General features: G+C 38.5%; 18 protein-coding genes and 6 tRNA genes. 14 read left to right on the forward strand and 10 right to left on the reverse strand.

The annotated features are described in order from the left end of the window. Positions 1–13: 13 nt before the first annotated feature. Both HW120_RS11870 and HW120_RS11875 read right to left on the reverse strand, forming a co-directional pair. Entirely contained in the window at positions 14–775 is a 762-nt protein-coding gene (locus HW120_RS11870) for a C40 family peptidase (protein WP_177734320.1), read from the reverse strand. An 88-nt stretch (positions 776–863) separates the two neighbouring features. After that, on the reverse strand, positions 864–2,042 hold the full coding sequence (locus tag HW120_RS11875; protein WP_177734321.1) for an acetyl-CoA C-acyltransferase: 1,179 nt from the start codon (positions 2,040–2,042) through the stop codon (positions 864–866). Positions 2,043–2,382: 340 nt separating this feature from the next. Between HW120_RS11875 and HW120_RS11880 the strand changes: the two genes are divergently transcribed. From HW120_RS11880 to HW120_RS11940, 13 genes are all read left to right on the forward strand, one after another. Continuing rightward, positions 2,383–2,466 (forward strand) — tRNA-Ser (locus HW120_RS11880). A gap of 7 nt (positions 2,467–2,473) precedes the next feature. After that, positions 2,474–2,548, forward strand: a tRNA-Pro gene (locus tag HW120_RS11885). Positions 2,549–2,589: 41 nt separating this feature from the next. Continuing rightward, positions 2,590–2,663, forward strand: a tRNA-Arg gene (locus tag HW120_RS11890). Positions 2,664–2,817: 154 nt separating this feature from the next. Further along, positions 2,818–2,901, forward strand: a tRNA-Ser gene (locus HW120_RS11895). An 8-nt stretch (positions 2,902–2,909) separates the two neighbouring features. Beyond that, positions 2,910–2,984, forward strand: a tRNA-Pro gene (locus HW120_RS11900). Between the two features lie 41 nt (positions 2,985–3,025). Beyond that, positions 3,026–3,099 (forward strand) — tRNA-Arg (locus HW120_RS11905). A gap of 352 nt (positions 3,100–3,451) precedes the next feature. Then, a complete protein-coding gene (locus HW120_RS11910) occupies positions 3,452–3,862 on the forward strand; it encodes a DUF5367 family protein (RefSeq protein ID WP_177734322.1) in 411 nt (136 codons plus the stop codon). A gap of 537 nt (positions 3,863–4,399) precedes the next feature. Beyond that, positions 4,400–4,819 carry an SRPBCC family protein gene (locus tag HW120_RS11915; RefSeq protein WP_177734323.1) on the forward strand — a complete coding sequence of 140 codons (420 nt, stop codon included), beginning with the start codon at positions 4,400–4,402 and terminating at the stop codon, positions 4,817–4,819. Beyond that, positions 4,816–5,241, forward strand: a complete 426-nt coding sequence (locus HW120_RS11920) for an EVE domain-containing protein (RefSeq protein ID WP_177734324.1) — start codon at positions 4,816–4,818, stop codon at positions 5,239–5,241. The genes HW120_RS11915 and HW120_RS11920 overlap by 4 nt, the downstream gene beginning before the upstream one ends. Continuing rightward, positions 5,231–5,695: a MarR family winged helix-turn-helix transcriptional regulator gene (locus HW120_RS11925; protein WP_177734325.1), complete on the forward strand. Its 465-nt coding sequence runs from the start codon at positions 5,231–5,233 to the stop codon at positions 5,693–5,695. Before HW120_RS11920 ends, HW120_RS11925 begins: the two co-directional genes overlap by 11 nt. A gap of 429 nt (positions 5,696–6,124) precedes the next feature. Continuing rightward, positions 6,125–6,904, forward strand: a complete 780-nt coding sequence (locus HW120_RS11930) for a carboxypeptidase-like regulatory domain-containing protein (RefSeq protein ID WP_177734326.1) — start codon at positions 6,125–6,127, stop codon at positions 6,902–6,904. Positions 6,905–7,099: 195 nt separating this feature from the next. After that, positions 7,100–8,017 carry a bestrophin family protein gene (locus HW120_RS11935; protein WP_177734327.1) on the forward strand — a complete coding sequence of 306 codons (918 nt, stop codon included), beginning with the start codon at positions 7,100–7,102 and terminating at the stop codon, positions 8,015–8,017. 29 nt (positions 8,018–8,046) lie between these two features. Beyond that, positions 8,047–8,775, forward strand: a complete 729-nt coding sequence (locus HW120_RS11940; protein WP_218618721.1) for an SDR family oxidoreductase — start codon at positions 8,047–8,049, stop codon at positions 8,773–8,775. A 63-nt stretch (positions 8,776–8,838) separates the two neighbouring features. On the opposite strand, the gene HW120_RS11945 is transcribed toward HW120_RS11940, so the two are convergent. The 8 genes from HW120_RS11945 to tsaD form a co-directional block, all read right to left on the reverse strand. Beyond that, positions 8,839–9,414, reverse strand: a complete 576-nt coding sequence (locus tag HW120_RS11945; RefSeq protein WP_177734328.1) for a hypothetical protein — start codon at positions 9,412–9,414, stop codon at positions 8,839–8,841. Positions 9,415–9,422: 8 nt separating this feature from the next. After that, positions 9,423–10,595: a THUMP-like domain-containing protein gene (locus HW120_RS11950; protein ID WP_177734329.1), complete on the reverse strand. Its 1,173-nt coding sequence runs from the start codon at positions 10,593–10,595 to the stop codon at positions 9,423–9,425. Between the two features lie 2 nt (positions 10,596–10,597). Next, positions 10,598–11,686 (reverse strand): AI-2E family transporter, encoded by a 1,089-nt coding sequence (locus HW120_RS11955; RefSeq protein WP_177734330.1) that lies wholly within the window; start codon positions 11,684–11,686, stop codon positions 10,598–10,600. Positions 11,687–11,762: 76 nt separating this feature from the next. Then, a complete protein-coding gene (locus HW120_RS11960) occupies positions 11,763–12,722 on the reverse strand; it encodes a zinc metalloprotease (RefSeq protein ID WP_177734331.1) in 960 nt (319 codons plus the stop codon). A gap of 129 nt (positions 12,723–12,851) precedes the next feature. Then, positions 12,852–13,358, reverse strand: coding sequence for a TrmH family RNA methyltransferase (locus HW120_RS11965; RefSeq protein ID WP_177734332.1), 507 nt, complete (start codon positions 13,356–13,358; stop codon positions 12,852–12,854). A gap of 1 nt (position 13,359) precedes the next feature. Continuing rightward, positions 13,360–14,001 (reverse strand): DUF4159 domain-containing protein, encoded by a 642-nt coding sequence (locus HW120_RS11970; protein ID WP_177734333.1) that lies wholly within the window; start codon positions 13,999–14,001, stop codon positions 13,360–13,362. A gap of 15 nt (positions 14,002–14,016) precedes the next feature. Next, a complete protein-coding gene (locus HW120_RS11975) occupies positions 14,017–14,721 on the reverse strand; it encodes a 16S rRNA (uracil(1498)-N(3))-methyltransferase (RefSeq protein ID WP_177734334.1) in 705 nt (234 codons plus the stop codon). A gap of 1 nt (position 14,722) precedes the next feature. Next, a complete protein-coding gene (gene tsaD / locus HW120_RS11980; RefSeq protein ID WP_177734335.1) occupies positions 14,723–15,745 on the reverse strand; it encodes a tRNA (adenosine(37)-N6)-threonylcarbamoyltransferase complex transferase subunit TsaD in 1,023 nt (340 codons plus the stop codon). A 236-nt stretch (positions 15,746–15,981) separates the two neighbouring features. Between tsaD and HW120_RS11985 the strand changes: the two genes are divergently transcribed. Then, positions 15,982–20,379, forward strand: coding sequence for a translocation/assembly module TamB domain-containing protein (locus HW120_RS11985; protein ID WP_246296981.1), 4,398 nt, complete (start codon positions 15,982–15,984; stop codon positions 20,377–20,379). The last annotated feature ends 35 nt before the right edge of the window (positions 20,380–20,414 follow it).

The raw sequence follows: 20,414 nt of genomic DNA on the forward strand, positions 1-20,414 counted from the left end.
AGTTTCGGTTTTTTTATACTATCTTTTTAATGACACGGAGTTTGTGTGTGTGCCGTCCGGTGTCGATATTATAAATTCCAAGATGATCCAGGCGGTCAATGCGTACTTTGCCATGGGCATGGATAATATAATTATCTTCCATGATCATACCCACGTGAACGATTTTCCCTTCTTCATTATCAAAAAAGGCCAGATCTCCGGGTTCACTTTCTTCTATAAAGCTAAGTGCTTCTCCTTGTCCTGCCTGTTGTGAAGCGTCTCTCAAAATGGAATAGCCGTTTAATTTGTAAACCATCTGGGTAAAACCGGAACAATCAATACCAAAAGGCGTTTTTCCGCCCCATAAATAAGGCGCATTCAAATACATAAATGCCGTTTTGATCAATTCGGTTTTGGGTTTGATACCGCAGACTTTTACGCCTTCAAAAGCAAATTGAGGCGTGTTGATTTCCGGAATGTCCAAAAAAGTTAAGGAACACCCTAAAGGAATCGGAATTAAAAAATTATTCGGAGTGGTAATGTATTCAATCAGATCGGCATTTAAAATCGCTGCCGAACTGGAAATAGCATTGTAATTGTCTTCAGAAATTGACTGAAATTGTTTATTGTCAATCCAACCTTCATAACCGTCAAAAGCCAGTTTAATTTTAGACCAGTTTGGCGTTTGTTCTAAAATTTTAAAATGCTCACCAAACAACACCTGCGAAACTAATTCGCTTCTGTCATTTGATTCGGCACGTAATGGGACGATAGCAAGATTACAAATTGCAAACATTCAGAATTATTTTAAAGTTAAATGATGAATTCTAAATCGGTAACATGTTTTACCACGGATTTAAAATTCATCATTTTAGTTGTATTGATTAAGCTCTTTCGATAACGATAGCAGAAGCACCACCACCACCATTACAGATAGCAGCCGCTCCGGTTTTTGCATTGTTTTGCTCCAGAACATTGATTAAAGTTACGATAATTCGGGCTCCGGAACATCCCAGAGGGTGTCCTAAAGAAACGGCACCACCATTTACGTTAACTTTATCGTTATCTAATCCTAATATTTTAGCGTTTGCCAATCCTACCACAGAGAAAGCTTCGTTGAATTCGAAGAAATCTACATCGGAAATAGCAATACCGGCTTTATCTAAAGCTTTTGGAAGTGCTTTTGCCGGTGTTGTAGTGAACCATTTTGGCTCCTGTGCAGCATCAGCATATCCTTTAATGTAAGCAAGCGGTTTTAAACCTAAAGCATTTGCTTTGTCTTCGCTCATTAACACTACTGCAGCAGCACCATCATTGATAGTAGAAGCATTAGCAGCGGTAACGGTTCCGTCTTTTGTAAATACCGGGTTTAAAGAAGGAATTTTATCTAACTTAACATTAGTGTATTCCTCATCTTTTGAAACGATAATCGGGTCACCTTTTCTTTGCGGAACAGCAACCGGTACAATTTCGTTGTCAAATTTATTTTCGTTCCATGCTTTCGCAGAACGCTCGTAAGACTGGATAGCGAAAGCATCCTGCTCTTCTCTTGTAATTTTATATTCAGTCGCACACAAGTCTGCACAAACACCCATAGCATTATTGTCATAAGCATCTGTTAAACCGTCTTTCTGCATTCCGTCTAACATAGAAGCCGGACCAAATTTGTATCCGTTTCTTAAATGTACATAATGAGGAATTAAACTCATGTTTTCCATACCACCTGCTACCACAATTTCAGCATCACCAGCCATAATTGCCTGAGCACCCTGCATGATTGCTTTCATACCGGAAGCACACACCTTGTTAATAGTGGTACACGCTACCGTATTGGGTAATCCTGCAAATATAGCCGCCTGGCGAGCCGGAGCCTGTCCAACACCTGCCTGTACTACATTACCCATTAAAACTTCGTCTACTAAGTTTGGATCTAAATTTATTTTATTTAATGCGCCTTTAATCGCAGTAGCTCCTAATTGCGGAGCCGTTACAGTAGATAGTGCACCCATAAAGCTTCCTATAGGGGTTCTAACTGCCGAAACGATTACTACTTTTTTACTCATGATTATTCGTTGTTGGTTTGTTATTATACTTGAAGTTGCGAATTTAACCATTTTTATGAAGATATTTTTATTGAGCAGGTATTTTCTTAGGGTAAGGGAATAATAAATTGATATTATTATAATGGGAACTCCGGTAAACAGGCTTTTCAATGCAAATAATAGGGAAGTGGGGATTTTTATGATGAAATAATAAAGTTTTTGTAAATTCTATGTTATTGAGCGTGAAATACTTTAAGAAAAAAGCGAAAAAAAAATGAAAAAAGAATGTGAAATAGTTGCAGGAAATAGATTGTTATCCTACATTTGCAACCGCAAAAAGGGATTAATTCCTCAGTAAGCAGGAGAGGTGCCGGAGTGGTAACGGAGCAGATTGCTAATCTGTCGACGGGCAACCGTCGCCAGGGTTCGAGTCCCTGTCTCTCCGCTTTTTTCGGGGTGTAGCGTAGCCCGGTCATCGCGCCTGGTTTGGGACCAGGAGGTCGCAGGTTCGAATCCTGCCACCCCGACAAGATTTTCAGTTCCCAATTTGCTGAAAATACCGGAAAATGGTCGCGTAGCTCAGCTGGATAGAGCACCTGCCTTCTAAGCAGGCGGTCACAGGTTCGAATCCTGTCGCGATCACGAAAAGGACAAATCATTTCGGTTTGTCCTTTTTTGTTTTACAGAATCGGAAGATTTTTTAAAAATGCAAGAATTTCTATCATAATAGTTGCAAAGAATAGAATGTTATCCTACATTTGCAACCGCAAAAAAGGATTAACTTCCTTAGTAAGCAGGAGAGGTGCCGGAGTGGTAACGGAGCAGATTGCTAATCTGTCGACGGGCAACCGTCGCCAGGGTTCGAGTCCCTGTCTCTCCGCTTTTTTTCGGGGTGTAGCGTAGCCCGGTCATCGCGCCTGGTTTGGGACCAGGAGGTCGCAGGTTCGAATCCTGCCACCCCGACAAGATTTTCAGTTCCCAATTTGCTGAAAATACCGGAAAATGGTCGCGTAGCTCAGCTGGATAGAGCACCTGCCTTCTAAGCAGGCGGTCACAGGTTCGAATCCTGTCGCGATCACAAAAAGGACAAATCATTGCTGGTTTGTCCTTTTTTTTATTCTGATAAATAAGCGCTATCGCAGCATTTGTTTTTGAGGTTTGATGTTGAGTTCCGTCAAAAAGCAAAAAAAATCCGGAAACATCCAACGTAGTATTGCCCTTTTTCTTCCATGACTCCGTTTTTATAATACCCCTGATCAATATTTGCTGCCTTTTTAACGCAGATGCCACTAAATCGCCGATTTCAGTACCTGGAATGACTGTTTTATGATTGAAAATTCTTATATTTATACTCAAAAATAGAACGATTCCTGCTACAATGCAGGAACCGGCTTATGTTTAAAATATAATAAAATATTTATTAATTAGTAATGAAAACATATAAAGAGAATTATCAGTTGATTAGTTTTATTGTTGGCTTTTTAGTATGGCTATCCGCCACTGTATTGTTCAGGGTTGCAGGGCATTATTTTTTTATTGTCGACAATGTATTTGTAATGGCCGTTTTGTATATCATGCTGATACCGGCGTTAGGCTTTATGGCAACTACGGTTTTTAATAAATTTAAGTTAGGTAACCCTGAAAGTGTAAAAGCGGCAGCCATTATGGTTTTACCCGGTATGATACTGGATACACTATGCATACAGTTTTTTGAAAAATTATTCCCCAATATGCCTGAAATCTATAGTAAAACATTTGCTTCCTGGTTAATGTTTGCCTACTCTGTTGTTTTAATTTTCGGGCTTTTAAGAAAAAAGCAAGAGAATAAAAATGGATTGTGACAGTTATCAATTGAATAGTAACGGTCTTTAACTCAATAATGAGGTAGTTTCCGATGGGGTATGTAATAAGATGATCTTTCGGATACAGATGATAATCAGGCATATTTTCAGGATTTTATTTTAGTGATGCCGGTGAAGACTATGATGTAATACTTTTTACAAAAAATGAGTTGCTATCCGACGTCCTGAAACATTACGAACGCTTTATAAAGATTATTTCCAGGGAAAGAAATAAAATGTTTATTAGCGGTAATGCAAACGGTAGAATGAAATAGAAAATAAACTATAAAATAAAAACAGCAGGCTATTCAAAGAGCCTGCTGTTTTAGTTTTAGATAAAAATTAGTGTGTAATTACTTAAGGTGCATCGAAAAATATTGAATAAAAAGATTCTTAGTAGCAATGTTTCTCTTTCTGTTTTTCTTCTTCAATTTAACTTTTGATATTCAAAATAGGATATGTTTTTTTTAAAATAAAATAATCGTTGCATATTATATGTGTACTTATTATATTTGTACTTCTAAAATATATATTATTATGTGGCAAAAAACGTATTCAGTAATTACAAAAGAGGTGACAAAAGAGCAAATCTGGAAACTAACAACCGATATTGACAATTGGAAAAACTGGGATAGCACAGTGGAAGATTCGAAACTTTTAGGCGATTTCAATGTGGGCAGCTTCTTTATGCTAAAGCCTAAAGGCGGACCGAAAGTAAAAATCAAACTCATTGAAATTGAGCCCTACAAAAAATTCACAGATCTAACAAAATTTCCGTTAGCAAAGATGTATGGTGAACATTTTTATGAAGAAACAAAAGACGGACTAAAAATATCTGTAACAATGACTGTAAAAGGGTTGCTAAGTTTTATATGGGTGAAATTGGTTGCAAAAGACATTGTCGATAATTTGGCTGAAGACGTTGCTAACCAAATAAAAAATGCTAAGAAATTATGACACGATTTTGGGTAGCTTCCATATCAAAAGAGCATGCTATGCGTGGTGTAAACGGGAATTTTATTCAGGTGTGTCACGGTAAAAAAGCACCATTGAAACGAATGAGTAAAGGCGATCTGATTCTGGTTTATTCTTCTAAAATCGCATTAAACGGAAACGAGAAATATCAAAAGTTTACGGCAATAGGAGAAGTGATTGACGATGAAATTTATCCGTTTCAAATGTCCGAAAATTTTATTCCGTTCAGAAGAAATATAAGATTCTATGCGTGTGAAGAATGTTCAATTATTCCGTTAATTGCTGAACTTGATTTTATTGAGAATAAAAAGATGTGGGGTTATCCTTTTCGTTACGGTTTTTTTGAAATCAATAAAAAAGATTATAATTTAATCGCCTCGAAAATGATTACAAATGAAAAATAAAGATAATACATTTAGCGTCGAGCGATCCGAAGACAGCACAGGCTTTTTACTATGGCAGGTCACCAACTTGTGGCAGCGGGAAATAAAAAAGGCATTGGAAAAATACGAGCTTACACATGCACAGTTTGTATTACTGGCAAGTACGCATTGGCTTGCATTGCAAAAACAGGATGTTACACAGATTTTACTTTCCAATCATACCAAAATAGATCCTATGACCACTTCTACAGTTTTAAGGACTTTGCAGACCAAAGGATTTATCAGGCGAAAAGAACACCAGACTGATACCAGAGCCAAAACGGTTGAATTAACAGCAGCGGGACTAAAGAATATAAAACAGGCGATAGTTGCAGTTGAAGAATTTGATAAACAATTTTTTGGCTTGCTTGGCGGAGAAGCCAATGATTTTAACAGCGAATTGATAGCACTACTGGGAAATAAAAAAGAGATATAGTTCTTCCTTAAAGAATGTATTATTTATTTGCCGGTCAATATATTAATATCAATATACTTTTTTTACTTGCATATTTTTTGTATCTCAAAGGTCTAAAACCTTGCAAATTATGCTGGGAAAAAATCCTAAAAAGCAATCTGAATTATTCCGTTCGGTGTTATCCGATTTTATTGATAATAAACACCATAAGTAAGTGCTGGGTAATAGAAAGAACTTTTGCTTGGTTTGATAATGGTAGAAGGCTTTAATTTTCTACGAGACTAACCTCCTTCGCATTTTAAATAAAGTGAATTCAATTGAAATACTATTTGTAAGTACTTACAAATAATTATAAGCACATTAAATATTGATTTTTATCATTTTTTAGAAGCTAAAAGCTTTCGTATATTTAAATGTTAGCGGTAAGTATAAAACAAAAAATAATTTAAAATGGATACAGAGAAAATATTAATACTATTCATATCATTTTTTTTCAGTGGATTTATTATTGTTAAGGCTCAAGGCACAACGCAAAGAAACACAATAACAATATCTGGGAAAGTAACCGATTTTAATGGAAATCCTATTGATAGTAGTGTCGTAAGATTAAATAATGCACGTTTTGAATCTATATATGAAACATATACAGACAAAGAAGGGAACTATAAATTAGAGAATGTAAGAAAAGGAAATTATAAGTCAATGTTTGTAATGCGACCAAAAGAATACCCAAGAGCAAATGAAGTTTCTAAAGATAAAATGAGATTAGAGTTTTGGGCTTGGAATGTCGTTGCTAAAGAAGATTTAATTATTAATCCTCATTATGACAAATTAGAAGTTTACGGAACCACAGTCTATGAAACTTTTGGTGGAACCTCAGGTTTTTTTATCTATTTTAGACCAATGAGTTTAAAAAAGGTATTAGCATTCTCTGAGTTCACAGATAAAAGTAAATCTGAAAAGCATGTAGATGTTTCAATCAAACCAGAAAATCTTAGAATAAAAGTATATGCAGGTAATGAACTGTTAAAAACCAATTCCATACAATCAATTAAAGAATACACGGGAGAAAATAATTATCCAATAACAGCATATATTGTTCAGGTTGATAAGCCAAAACAAATAAAAGACAATAGTTCGTTCACTATTTTTAGAGTGGAAGCTGAAAATACAGCGTTTAACGAGAAAGGAGAAAGTCTTTTTTTTTATGAACCCAAAATATTTGAATAATATGAGTCTTTCAAAAATAGGGTCAAACCATCTGCTATAAAATTATTATTGAACAAAATTTAAACAGCCTCTAAAAAGAAATCTGTAGTTACATGTTTTTGAAAAGAAAATGCAAAAACTATCTTGTAATTAGCCTTACCACAGCGATTATAAAAACTTAAATTTTCTTACATTTATAGTATATTTTACTACCCGATGATTACAAAGAAAAAAACAAACTGGTTTCGAATGCTTTTCGAATGGAAAGGATCGGTATTACCGCAACTGTTACCCCGTTTGATATTATTATTTGCTTTTGCAGTACTGGTTGTTTATTTCAGAGAGTTTTTATTGCGGTACCAGCTTCATTTTAATCCGGCTATTTTTACGTTATTCGGGATAGCACTGGCTATTTTCCTCGGATTTCGGAATAGTGTCAGTTATGACCGTTTCTGGGAAGGAAGAAAACTTTGGGGTGCCTTATTGAACGATACCAGATCTTTAGCCAGACAGGCACACACTTTGGTTGAAGGGGATGACTATAACAAAGAACGTACGGAATTTATACAATTACTGACGGCTTTTGTATATGCATTAAAACACCAGTTACGACAGAGCAGTCCAGATGCCGATATGCACCGCCTGCTGCCGGAATCGGTTGCAAAACCGCTTGAAAGTGTAACTTTCAAACCGGTTATGATCATGAAAGAACTGGGATTGTGGATCAAAAAGACAAAAACAGCCGGAAGAGTTGACAGTATCACCCAAACGGCTATGGAAGAAAACCTGAACAAACTTTCGGATATCGTTGGCGGCTGCGAACGGATTGCAAGTACGCCGATACCGTATACGTATAGTGTACTGCTGCACAGAACCGTTTATATTTATTGCTTTTTGCTTCCGTTCGGATTTGTAGAAAGTCTGGGGTGGGGAACGCCTTTTATCATTGTTTTTATAGCCTATACCTTTGTGGCACTGGAAGCCATTGCAGATGAACTGGAAGACCCTTTTGGCATACAGCCGAATGATCTGGCGCTGGATGCGATGGCGCAAATGATAGAAAATACCTTACTGGAATTGGATAACAGAAAAATACAACCGGTTCCGAAAACGTCCGGTTATTATATTACATAGTGATTACATCTCAATTTTAAAAGTATATTATGGAAGCAATTAAACCATTGGTTATTATTACCGGGGCAAGCTCCGGAATTGGCGCCGCTACGGCACGACTATTTTCGTCCAAAGGGCATGCGCTGCTTTTATTGGCAAGAAGACTGGAAAACCTGACCGCTTTAAACTTACCCAATACGTTGTGTAAAAAAGTCGACATAACCGATTTTAAAGCATTACAGGAAGCCGTTGCGGAAGCCGAGGCAAAATTCGGACCGGCGGATGCCATTGTAAACAATGCCGGAATGATGCTGCTCGGCGATATTGCGGTTCAGAATCCGGAAGAATGGAAAGCCATGTTTGATGTAAACATACTGGGACTGCTAAACGGGATGCAGGCCGTATTGCCTCAGATGAAAGAAAGGCAGCACGGCACCATTATTAACATCAGTTCTATTGCCGGCAGAAAAACATTTCCGAATCATGCGGCCTACTGCGGTACCAAATTTGGCGTTCATGCCATTACCGAAAACGTTAGGGAAGAAGTCGCCGGTTTTAATGTCCGCCTGGTAACCATAGCGCCCGGAGCGGTAGAAACGGAACTACTGTCGCATACCACTTCCGAAACGATAAAAGACGGTTACAACGAATGGAAAGCCACTATGGGAAGTGTTCTGGATCCTCAAACAATCGCAGATGCGATCTGGTATGCCTATAACCAGCCGCAGGGAGTGAACATCAGGGAAATCGTATTGGCAGCTACAAAACAGCAAACGTAAAATGAAGTTGTGATTTACAGCTATGCGTATAAAAAAAGAGGGTTCATCCCTCTTTTTTTTATATTATTCCACACACTTCAGATATCTTATAAAGTATTCCTCGGGATTGTAAACGGCTTCCTTAAAATTTTCCGATTTGATCTCTTTCGGTAAAACATAATCGATGGTTTCCGTTGTGAATTTTATCCGCATCAGCGTAACCGGGTATTTTTTTAAATCTTCATAGCCGTCTTTGCTGAATAAAAAATAGCTGTTCAGGATCGAGATGTTATCTTTTTCAGCAGAATTATAACTCAAATTACTGCATACTTCTTCCGAGCTGTTAATAAGCGTTACAATCTTGCCGTTAGCAAGCTGTAAAAAAATTCTGGAAGCCTGATTCAGGCAGCTCGCTTTAATAAAGTCCTTGCTTTTTCGTAATAATTGCAGGCTCAGATAGGGTGTTTCATCGGAATTTACCAATGAAAAGAACACAAAAGTAGATGTGGTCCCGAATACACTTTCATGAATTAAATAATCCGGTGTTTTTTTGATTAAAGTCGAGTCTGTTTTTTCGTTGTAATCATATTCGCAGGTAAAGGTTTGCGAATAGGACACAAAGGATATTACCAATAAAAGGCTTAAAAAAACTTTTTTCATTGTTGCATTTAAATTTTGCTGCAAAATACTATAATTTTTTCATTGTTACTATTGGTGGTAAAGAAACAATAGGTATCACCACCCTCTTTAATTTTCCATTTTTTGCGCAGCTCTTCAACCGAAAGCGGGAAGTTGCGGGTTGTTACATGCAGTTTTTTTCCTTCCAGATACTGTTTGCTTTCTTTTTTCTGATACGGGACAATCTGCTCAATATTAAAACGACGTCCGTCAAAATCAATCAAACGGTCTGCAGTGTACAAATGGGAATGCTGATGCAATTTATCAATCTGGTAAAGATGGCTAACCGCATCAAAAGCTCCGGTTTTAAGTATGGCGCTGTTGGGTTCGTACAAATACTTTTTGGGTAAAGCATACGTAGCCGGCCGGGTATCTTCAAACTCTGTGGTAAAAACAGCTGTAGCTTCTTTGGTGATGGCCACAGCATGCAGCTGTATCGTGCCGGTATAATCTTTTTCAATCTCCCAAAGCAATTCTTTTACTTCGTTATCCAGCGCTATGATATAAATGTTTTTTACATATTGCAATTCCGATAATCCGGCCTTAATGTCCAGTATGGGAGCGGTCTTTATCAGGATATTGGAGCTGTAATTAAAATAAAAATCCAGCGAATCCGGTACGTTGGGCAGGCAGTCTTTTAGCATAAAAACTTTGCCTTTCGCATCATTTCTTCGGGACGGATCGATATAAATCCAATCCCATTTCTGGTCTTTCCGGCGCAGGATTTCGTGACTGTCACCGGGAATACATTCAACTGCACATTGCAACTCCTTAAAATTATGGGCTACAACAGCCGATAATGTGTCATTAATTTCACAATGGGTAACCTGTTTAAAATGCCGGGCAAAATAATAATCGTCTATGCCAAATCCGCCGGTCAGATCAATCAGCGAATCACCGGAAATAAGCGTGGCTTTATAGGCTGCCGTTCGTTCTGAGGAAGTCTGCTCAATTGAAATTTTAGCCGGATAAATAATATTGGACGTGTTAAACCAGGTTGGCAGTTTTTCTTTCGCTTTGATCTTTGCCTGGATCTGGTTCAGTATTTCATTCCATGGAATTTCCGGAAACGGATTTTTGGATAAAGCCAGTTTGTTAAGATTGGCATTGTAATTTTTAGCAATAAAGTCCTGTACTTCTGGACGTATTAAGGAAGCAATCAATCTTAAATATTTTTAGTTAGAATCTTAATAATCTGGTTTTCAGGGAAGAACTCTTTTCCGATTACTTTCAGTACCGTATAGAAAGGAACAGCCAGTATCATACCGAAAACACCAAACAACAATCCGAAAATAAGGATCACCAGGAAGATTTCCAACGGATGGGATTTAATACTGTTGGAGAAAATAATGGGCTGACTGATGTTGTTGTCAATCAATTGCACCACCATAAAACCGATCATTACATAGATGGCTGTTGGCAGCATTTCTGTTCGGAAATCACCGCCTAAATTGCTGATCAGCGTCAAAGCCAGTGCCAGTACGGTTCCGATTAGCGGACCGATATACGGGATAATGTTGAGTACCGCACAAAGGAAAGCGATTACAAAAGCATTTTCGATACCAAAAATGAGCAATACGATCAGGTAAAGGATAAAAACAATAAAAAGCTGTAGCAATAAGCCAATAAAATAACGGGACAGCAAAACGTTTATTTTTTCAACAGAGGACAATATCTTGTCTTCATGCTGGTCCGGAAGTATTCTTTTGGACATTTTGATAAACAGGCTCTGATCTTTTAAAAAGAAAAAAGTAATAAAAAATACCGAAGCAAGGCCAACGCCAAAGCTGCTCACCGTTCCGATAAGGGTATTTAAAAATTCCGGAATAAAATCAAAATTGATTTTTGACGACCAGTTTGATTTTTCCAGTAATTTCCCGGCATCGATATTGTGATCGTTAAAATAGGAATTGATCTGGAAAACCAGGTCGTTAAAGTCTTTTTCCAGAGAAGCCGTATTCAGTAACGAAAGATTTTGTCCCTGGGATAACAGCAGCGGAATAAACATCATCAGCAAACCACCCACAATCAGTACAAAAATAATCATCGTCGTTACCACAGCCAGGGTGTGTTTGAACTTTAAACGTTTTTTTAAAAAGTTTGTTATCGGGTTGCCGATCAGACTGATAACCAGGGCTACCAAAAGATAAATCAATACCGATTGAATTTGATAAATAAAAAACAATAAAAGTGTTATTAAAGCAAGTTTGATAACGGCACTAACGATTCCTTTGGAGATTTCGGTTGACTTCATAGGGTATTTTATTAATAAACTAAGATAAAAAAAAACTCGCTATTAAAGCGAGTTTTCTGTCTTTTTACCGTTCGGTTTATGGCTGGGCAAATGAATTTCTTGGTCCGCCTGTTGCAAAAGCTGCTAACATTCTCGTTTTTTGACCGTTAGAAAACATATACATCGCTGCATCGTCCACATAATCCATATAGTTCATTGTCATTTCAACCGGAGTTCCGGAGCAAGTGCTATAGTGAGGATATCCCGGAACACCATAATTCGGAGCATTGTGCGTTGGTGTATCGGAAACCAGGTCGTTTCCACAGGTCGCATCACCCCAGATATGTCTAAGATTCATCCAGTGACCAACTTCGTGCGTTGCCGTTCTTCCTTTGTTAAACGGAGCCGTAGCTGTTCCTGTAGTTCCCAAATATTTGGAATCGATAACAACACCGTCAGTTGCAGAAGCACCACCCGGGAATTGTGCATATCCTAAGATTCCGCCGCCAATGGTACAAACCCAAAGGTTTAATTTTGTTGTTGGAGTAGTCGGATTTAAACCGCCTGATGCTGTTTTTTTCATCGCATCATTAGTGCCCCATGATGTTTTTGTAGTCGATTTACGGTTTACCACATCCAGAACGAAAGAGATTCCTACATTCGCTTTTACACCGGCAAATAAAGCAGGAACAGATCCGAAATCACTGTTGGTAGCGTTAAAATCTTTGTTTAAAACATCAATCTGCGACTGGATCTGCGCTAAAGAAATGTTTTCTGCCGTAGTTCTGTACAATACATTTACGACTACCGGAATCTGAATTTTTCCGTTAACTAATTTGTTCTGTAAAACTGCCTGCTCTGTAAAAGCTTCAATTTCATTCATTTTAATCGCTAATTGCGGATTTTCTCTCAATTGCTCCTGAAGCACATCGTGTGAAGCACATCCTCTTTCAGAAATCTTTGAACTTAGTGACGAATCGTCTGCAACGGAAGATTCTTCTTTGTTACAAGAAACTAAGAACAGCAACATTGCTGCTGATAAAAGTAATTTTTTCATAAAATGATTGTTAAATAGTTATGTGATTTGGTTAAATATCACACAATAATATAACAAAAAAATAAATTATGAAAAAATTATCATAAAAAAATGATAAAATGTAATAAATTATATAAAAATGTGATTTATCTACAATTTATTAATTAATTCGTAAAGTGCGATTCCTGTTGCCTGCGCCACGTTCATACTGCTGTTTTTGCCAAACATTTCAATATGAGTGGTTTGATCGGCATTTTCAAGAAAAAGAGGGGATACACCGGAAATTTCATTCCCGATAACCAGCGCAATTTTGGTATCGCGGCTAACGGTCAGTTTTTGTAACGGAATGCTTTTATTGGTTATTTCGAGTGCAATGATCTGGTAATTATGGGATTGCAGGTAATCCAGTGCCTCAGCTGCTTTTGGGATAACGTTATACGGAACAAGTGTGTGGGTGTTCCGTGAAGTCTTGTTTATTTTTCGTGGTGTCAAAGCAAGATCTTCGCCAATAAGGATAATTTTTTCAACGCCTAAAGCTTCACTGATCCGGAATATGGAACCGATATTCGGCTGAAAATGAATACAATCACAAACAACGGTAATAGGGAAAGTCTGCTGTGAAAAGTTAGTGTTTTCGTGTGTTAATTGTTCCTGCATTTTAATTTTTAAAAGCGTAATTGATAATGTTAGCGCCCATTTTTAAAGCTTTTTGGCGCACTTCGAAAGGATCGTTGTGTACTTCGGGATCTTCCCAGCCATCACCAAGATCGGTTTCGTAAGTGTACAGGCAAACCAGACGGTTTTCTATAAAAATACCGAAAGCCTGCGGTTTTTTGTTGTCGTGTTCGTGAATTTTGGGCAGGCCGTTAGGGAAAAGAAACGGTTTTTGATAAATGATGTGATTGGAGGGTATTTCGGTCAGCTCATTATTCGGGAACACTTTTTTCAGCTCTTTGCGAATGTACTGATCCATACCATAATTGTCGTCGATATGCAGGAAACCTCCGGAAGTCAGGTAATTTCTAAGGTTGATAACGTCATTATCACTAAAAACAACATTTCCGTGTCCGGTCATGTGTACAAAAGCATAGGAAAACAAATCCGGACTGCCGGCTTCAACAACAGCCGTTTTAGTGTTGATCCGGGTATTGATATTCTGGTTGCAAAATTTAGCCAGGTTGGGTAAGGAGGTCGGGTTGCCATACCAATCACCGCCGCCGCTGTATTTTAATACCGCAATTTCCTGTGAAAAAGTGATCGCAGTAGTCAGTATGCTAAAGAATAAGAATAGTTTTCTCATGAATTTGTTCCAGTATTATTCGTTTGAAAAGACCACACTATGACAGGCAACAACAGCGGCAGTTTCGGTGCGGAGTCTTGTATTTCCCAGCGAAACAGGGGTGTAGTTGTTTGCTAATGCGGTTTCGATCTCTTTTTCGGAAAAATCGCCTTCCGGACCGATTAGAATGGTATATTTTTCGCCGGCTTTGACGGTGTTTTTCAACAGTACTTTACTTGATTCCTCACAATGGGCAATACACAGGTTGCCCTCGTGTTTTTGCGCTAAAAACTGTTTGAATGTTACCGTTTCATTCAGTTTTGGCAAATGGAATTGCAGCGATTGTTTCATGGCCGACTGAATAATTTTGTCAAAACGCTCGGTCTTGATCGTTTTTCTTTCGGAATGGTCGCAAATTATCGGGGTGATTTCGTTCACGCCAATTTCGGTTGCCTTTTCCAGAAACCATTCGTAACGGTCGTTCATTTTGGTTGGCGCCACGACTATGTGAATGTAAAAATCATTCGGTTTGTGAAAAACAGATTCGGTGATTTTTACCGTACATTTTTTGTCGGAAGCCAGGATAATTTCTGTCGTAAAAAGAAATCCTAAACCATTTGTTACCTTTAAGATATCGCCTTCTGTTTTACGTAATACTTTAACAATATGTTTGCTCTCTTCCTTGTCAAAGGAAAAGCTTGTAAGTGTCTCGTTAATGTCCGGGGTATAGAATAACTGCATACTAAAATTCGATTCGGGCTTTGGATACTACGGTCGCATCGTTAAACTGCTGTTCTAAATATTTCTGGTAACCCACTATCCCGATCATCGCAGCATTATCGGTCGTGTATTCAAACTTCGGAATAAATGTTTTCCAGCCGTATTTCTTTTCGCCTTCTTTCAGGGTAGTACGAATACCGGAATTTGCCGAAACACCGCCGCCAATGGCAATTTGCCGGATTCCGGTTTCACGCGATGCCAGTTTGATCTTATCCATTAAAATCTGAATAATCGTGTACTGGATTGAAGCGCAGATATCGTTTAGATTTTCAGCAATAAAATTCGGGTTTTCGGCCGTTTTTTTCTGAATGAAATATAAAATCTGGGTTTTTAAACCGCTGAAACTAAAATTTAAACCATCCACTTTGGGCTTGGTAAACGGAAATGCTTTCGGATTCCCCAATTGGGCATATTTGTCAATTAAAGGTCCGCCCGGATAGGGAAGCCCCAGTATTTTCGCACTCTTGTCAAAAGCTTCTCCTACAGCGTCATCCGTGGTTTCACCGATGATGGTCATGTCAAAAAAACTGTCCACTCTCACGATCTGGGTGTGTCCGCCGGAAATCGTCATCGCCAGGAAAGGAAATTCCGGTTTGTCAAAATCTTCCTCATCAATAAAATGTGCCAGAATATGGGCATGCATGTGGTTAACGGCGATTAACGGAATGTTTAAGGCCATAGCCATCGATTTTGCAAAGGAACTGCCCACTAAAAGCGAGCCCATTAAGCCTGGACCCTGGGTAAAAGCAATTGCTGCAAGCTGTGATTTTTCAACATTGGCTTTCTTTAGCGCCACGTCAATTACCGGTACGATATTTTGTTGGTGGGCACGTGATGCCAGCTCCGGAACCACACCGCCGTATTCCTCGTGAATTGCCTGCCGGGCAACCACATTGGAAAGGACTTTGTTGTCTTTTAATATCGCTGCTGCGGTATCATCGCAGGAGCTTTCGATAGCAAGTATATATACGGGTGATTTTGTCATAAAAAAGGCACGAAATTTGAATGTATTTTCCAACGACTGTATTATCTTTGAATTGTAAATCCCCGCACCGTAAGAAATGATAGTTTTATTCTTACTAATTGCTTAAATTTACGAGTCAATTCGACAAATTTAAAACAATTAAGAGTATCAAAAAATTAAAAAAAATAGTATTTCGCTTAATTATAGGATTAATCCTGTTTTTACTGCTATTAGGCATTGCTTTATCGTTGCCTGTTGTGCAAACGGAAATTGCGAAATATGCTACCGGCGAACTGAATAAAGAATTCGGTACCGATATGCATATTGACAAAATTGCCATTACCGTTTTTGGCGGTGTCAAAATCAAAGGGATTTTCGCGGGCGACAAACACAAAGATACTGTTTTTTATATCAACCGGCTGCAAACCAATATTCTGGATATTAAAAAGCTGACCAAAGGAAAACTGATCTTTGGCAAAACCAATATTGACGGACTGGATTTAAAGATAACCAAATACAAAGGCGAGGATAAAACCAATCTGGATGAATTTATCGCGGCTTTTGACGACGGCAAGGAAGGAACCGGAAAATTCCTGATGAAAGTGGAGCACATGAATGTAACTTCAAGCCGTTTCAGAATGATCGATGAAAATTTACAGACACCAAAGATTTTAGACTTTACAAAGCTTAAAGGACAGGTGGATTTCTTTAAAATCAAAGGACCGGTGGTTACCGCCGATATTAAAGAATTGTCCTTGCTGGATCACCGCGGTCTGCTTGTTGAAAACTTAACATCCAATTTTACCTATTCGAAGAAGAATATCCGACTGGAGAAACTGAACCTGAAAACCAAAGAATCCACTTTAATCGGGGATGTAATCTTAAAATACAAACCGAAAGACTTTTCGGATTTTAATAACAAAGTGATTTTTGATGTCAACATGGAAAAAGCTTCCGTGTCTTCAAACGAGCTTAACTTTTTCTATAACGAATTCGGGAAGAACCAGCGCTTTTATGTGGCTACACACCTGGTGGGAACCCTGAATAACTTTACGACCCACGATTTGAGATTGCTGGATAAGAACGACTCCGAAATTATCGGAACGGTTAATTTTAGAAACCTGTTCAATAAAAAAGGAGAGTTTTATATGAAAGGTAATTTCGACAGGGTTACGTCCAATTATGACAACCTGAAAACGATTTTACCGCGGGTTTTAGGGAAAAATCTTCCGGAAACCCTTAAAAAACTGGGTAAAGTAGACATTGTTGGCGATATTACACTGACCAAGACAAAAATTGATGCTGATATTTACATGATGTCCGGATTGGGAGAACTGAATTCGAACATGAGCATGAGTAATATCAACAATATTAATAATGCTTCCTACAAGGGATTGGTTACGCTTAATAATTTCGATATCGGTGCCCTTGTCAATGAAAAAGATCTGGGCAGGGTAACGCTGGATCTGGATGTAGACGGAAAAGGATTCAATAAAAAATACCTGAACACAAGTGTTAAAGGAAAAGTACAGCGCCTGACCTATAACAGGTATACCTACCAGAACATTACGATTGATGGAAAAATGAAGATGCCTTATTTTAAAGGCTATCTGAACAGTAATGATCCGAACTTAAAAATGGATTTCAACGGATTGGTTGATATGAGTTCCCGTATGAAAAATTATGATTTTCAGGCTCAGATTGATTATGCCGATCTTCACATGCTGAATTTCATGAAAAAAGACACCTTGTCTATTTTTAAAGGCGGTTTGAAATTTATAGCCAAAGGAAATTCGCTGGATGATCTGGCCGGTAAATTAACCGTTTCGAATGTGTCCTACCAAAACAGCAGGGACAATTACTTTTTTGATGATTTTCAGATTGAATCCACGTTCGATCCTGAAAATGTCAGAACGATCACGATAAACTCCCCGGATATTATCCAGGGTAAGGTGACCGGTAAATACGAAATAAAGCAGGTTCGGAAGATAGTTGAAAATGCATTGGGAAGTTTGTATGCGAACTATTCCCCGAACAAATTGAAACCCGGGCAGTTCCTGGATTTTGATTTTACCATTTACAGCAAGATTATCGAGATATTCCTGCCGCAGGTCACGGTAGGAGAGAACACCATACTGAAAGGAAGGATTGATGCCGATAAAGGGGATTTTAAACTTGATTTCTCCTCTCCGAATGTAGTGGCCTATAACAACACTTTTGAAAACATACGGGTTGATGTGGACAATAAAAATCCGTTATATAATGCTTATATCGAACTGGATAGTATCAAGACAAAAGGCTATAAGATATCCGATTTCAGTTTGATTAACGTTACGATGAACGATACCCTTTTTGTTCGTTCCGAGTTTAAGGGAGGTCCTAAAAACCAGGATTTCTTTAATCTGAACCTGTATCACACAATAAACGAAAAGAACCAGTCAGTAGTCGGATTTAAAAAATCAGAAATTAACTTCAGGGACTATTTGTGGTACCTGAATGAAAACAATACAAAAGACAACAAGGTTGTATTCAATAAAAAGCTGACCGATTTTTCAATTGAAAAGATCATGATGTCGCACAACGACCAGAAAGTGGAACTGGAAGGTGTTTTAAAAGACTCAACGTATAAGCAGTTACGCCTTTCCTTCGATGATGTCGATTTAGGAAAAGTAACGCCGGCGCTGGATAATATGTCCTTTGGCGGTAAACTAAACGGAGAGGTAAACCTGGAACAGAACAAATCGGTATACCTGCCAACGGCAGCTTTAACGGTGGATTCGCTTGTGGTGAACAAAGTGATGATGGGCGATCTGAACCTGGAAGTTACCGGTGAAGATTCCTTTAGAAAATTCAACGTAAATTCTTCGATTATTAACGACCACGTGGAGAATTTCTTCCTGAACGGTAATATTGAGATCATTAACAAGGAAAGTATTCTTGCACTGAATGCCGGATTCACGCGGTTCAACATCAGTCCGATCGGGCCTTTACTGGGCAGTATCTTTTCCGATATGAGAGGTTTTGCCTCCGGTAGGGCATCGATAGCCGGAAGCGTCAGGAACCCGGAAGTGGACGGCAGTATCTATCTGAATGAAGCCGGTATGAAAGTACCGTATCTGGGCGTGGATTATAATTTTGAAGAAAATGCGCTGATCAATGTCACGGAAGACCAGTTTATATTCCGAAGCATTGAGCTGACCGATACCAAAGAAAAAACAAAAGGAATCCTGAACGGAACTATCCGCCATAAGAAATTCGACGACTGGCAGCTGGATTTAAAGCTAAGATCGGATAACTTGCTGGCACTGGATACAAAGGACAATGAAGATGCGATTTATTACGGTACGGCCTTTATAAAAGGAGATGCGACCATCACCGGTCCGGTGAGCAGCCTGTATATTCAGATGGATGCCGAATCGAATAAAGGAACCAGTATCAAGATTCCGCTAAATGATGCACAGGGAATTGGAAATAATGCTTTTATACACTTTTTAAGCAAGAAAGAAAAAGAAGCGAAAGAAAAGGGAATTCAGGAAGTGGTGCTGAATAAATTCAAGGGAATTGAATTGAAATTTGAATTCCGTATTACCCGTGATGCCGATATTGAAATTATTCTGGACCGCAATACCGGGCACGGAATGAAAGGAAGAGGGGAAGGATTCATCACAATGGAAATCAATACGATGGGTAAATTCAACATGTGGGGAGATTTCCAGACCTATAAAGGAGAATACAACTTTAAATACTTGGGCTTAATCGATAAGAAATTTGAAGTAAAAGAATACGGTACCATCCGTTGGGACGGAAACCCGATGAATGCTGCTTTAAACCTTCAGGCGGTTTATAAAACCGATGCGAATCCGGCGGTAATATTAGATAATGCTTCTTTTAGCAGAAAAGTGCCGACAGAGGTGTATATCATGCTGAATGGTAATTTAAGCAATCCGGAACCGGATTTTAAAATTGAATTCCCAACGGTGAGTTCGGTATTAAAATCGGAGATCGATTATAAACTAAGCGATAAAGACGTGCGTCAAACACAGGCTTTGGCCCTGTTGGGAACTGGCGGATTCATGTCGGCAGAAAGTGCTTCCAACTCCGTTTACGGAAGTTTATTTGAACGGGCCAGCTCTATCTTTGATGATATTTTTGCCGGCAGTGACGATAAATTTAAGGTTGGTTTTAACTACGTTCAGGGCGACAGGACACCATTTGCCCAGACACAGGGTAAAGTAGGGGTAACGGTATCTTCCCAGATTGATGAGCGCATTACGATTAACGGTAAATTTGGAGTACCGGTGGGCGGAAACCAGGAATCCGTTATTGTGGGTGACGTGGAAGTACAATTGCGTTTAAACAAGGACGGATCGCTCAAAGCCCGTGCCTTTAACCGTGAAAACGATATTAACTATATTGGTGAAGGTATCGGATATACACAGGGAATAGGACTTTCGTATGAGGTGGATTTCGATACCATGCGGGAATTGTGGCGTAAAATTTTCACCAAGGTAAAAGAGAACAACAATACCAATCCGACGGACCGTTTACCGGATTCGGATCTGGCTCCCGACTTTATCAAGTTTATAGAGAATCGAAAAAACAAAAACGCCGAAGAACCTAAAAAGGATCAGAAAAGAGTTCCGGAAGTAGATTAAAAAGAGCTTACAACTAAACAACAACACTTCTTATT

It is taken from the genome of Flavobacterium inviolabile (assembly GCF_013389455.1).
GTDB lineage: Bacteria > Bacteroidota > Bacteroidia > Flavobacteriales > Flavobacteriaceae > Flavobacterium > Flavobacterium inviolabile.

Excerpts from the sequence above, each read along its gene's own strand:
- HW120_RS11915 (WP_177734323.1), top strand. The coding sequence starts at position 4,400 with ATGTGGCAAAAAACGTATTCAGTAATTACAAAAGAGGTGACAAAAGAG.
- HW120_RS11940 (WP_218618721.1), top strand. The coding sequence starts at position 8,047 with ATGGAAGCAATTAAACCATTGGTTATTATTACCGGGGCAAGCTCCGGA.
- HW120_RS11975 (WP_177734334.1), bottom strand. The coding sequence starts at position 14,721 with ATGCAGTTATTCTATACCCCGGACATTAACGAGACACTTACAAGCTTT.
- HW120_RS11970 (WP_177734333.1), bottom strand. The coding sequence starts at position 14,001 with ATGAGAAAACTATTCTTATTCTTTAGCATACTGACTACTGCGATCACT.
- HW120_RS11875 (WP_177734321.1), bottom strand. The coding sequence starts at position 2,042 with ATGAGTAAAAAAGTAGTAATCGTTTCGGCAGTTAGAACCCCTATAGGA.
- HW120_RS11935 (WP_177734327.1), top strand. The coding sequence starts at position 7,100 with ATGATTACAAAGAAAAAAACAAACTGGTTTCGAATGCTTTTCGAATGG.
- HW120_RS11945 (WP_177734328.1), bottom strand. The coding sequence starts at position 9,414 with ATGAAAAAAGTTTTTTTAAGCCTTTTATTGGTAATATCCTTTGTGTCC.
- HW120_RS11910 (WP_177734322.1), top strand. The coding sequence starts at position 3,452 with ATGAAAACATATAAAGAGAATTATCAGTTGATTAGTTTTATTGTTGGC.
- HW120_RS11955 (WP_177734330.1), bottom strand. The coding sequence starts at position 11,686 with ATGAAGTCAACCGAAATCTCCAAAGGAATCGTTAGTGCCGTTATCAAA.
- HW120_RS11960 (WP_177734331.1), bottom strand. The coding sequence starts at position 12,722 with ATGAAAAAATTACTTTTATCAGCAGCAATGTTGCTGTTCTTAGTTTCT.
- HW120_RS11870 (WP_177734320.1), bottom strand. The coding sequence starts at position 775 with ATGTTTGCAATTTGTAATCTTGCTATCGTCCCATTACGTGCCGAATCA.
- HW120_RS11930 (WP_177734326.1), top strand. The coding sequence starts at position 6,125 with ATGGATACAGAGAAAATATTAATACTATTCATATCATTTTTTTTCAGT.
- HW120_RS11965 (WP_177734332.1), bottom strand. The coding sequence starts at position 13,358 with ATGCAGGAACAATTAACACACGAAAACACTAACTTTTCACAGCAGACT.
- tsaD (WP_177734335.1), bottom strand. The coding sequence starts at position 15,745 with ATGACAAAATCACCCGTATATATACTTGCTATCGAAAGCTCCTGCGAT.
- HW120_RS11925 (WP_177734325.1), top strand. The coding sequence starts at position 5,231 with ATGAAAAATAAAGATAATACATTTAGCGTCGAGCGATCCGAAGACAGC.
- HW120_RS11920 (WP_177734324.1), top strand. The coding sequence starts at position 4,816 with ATGACACGATTTTGGGTAGCTTCCATATCAAAAGAGCATGCTATGCGT.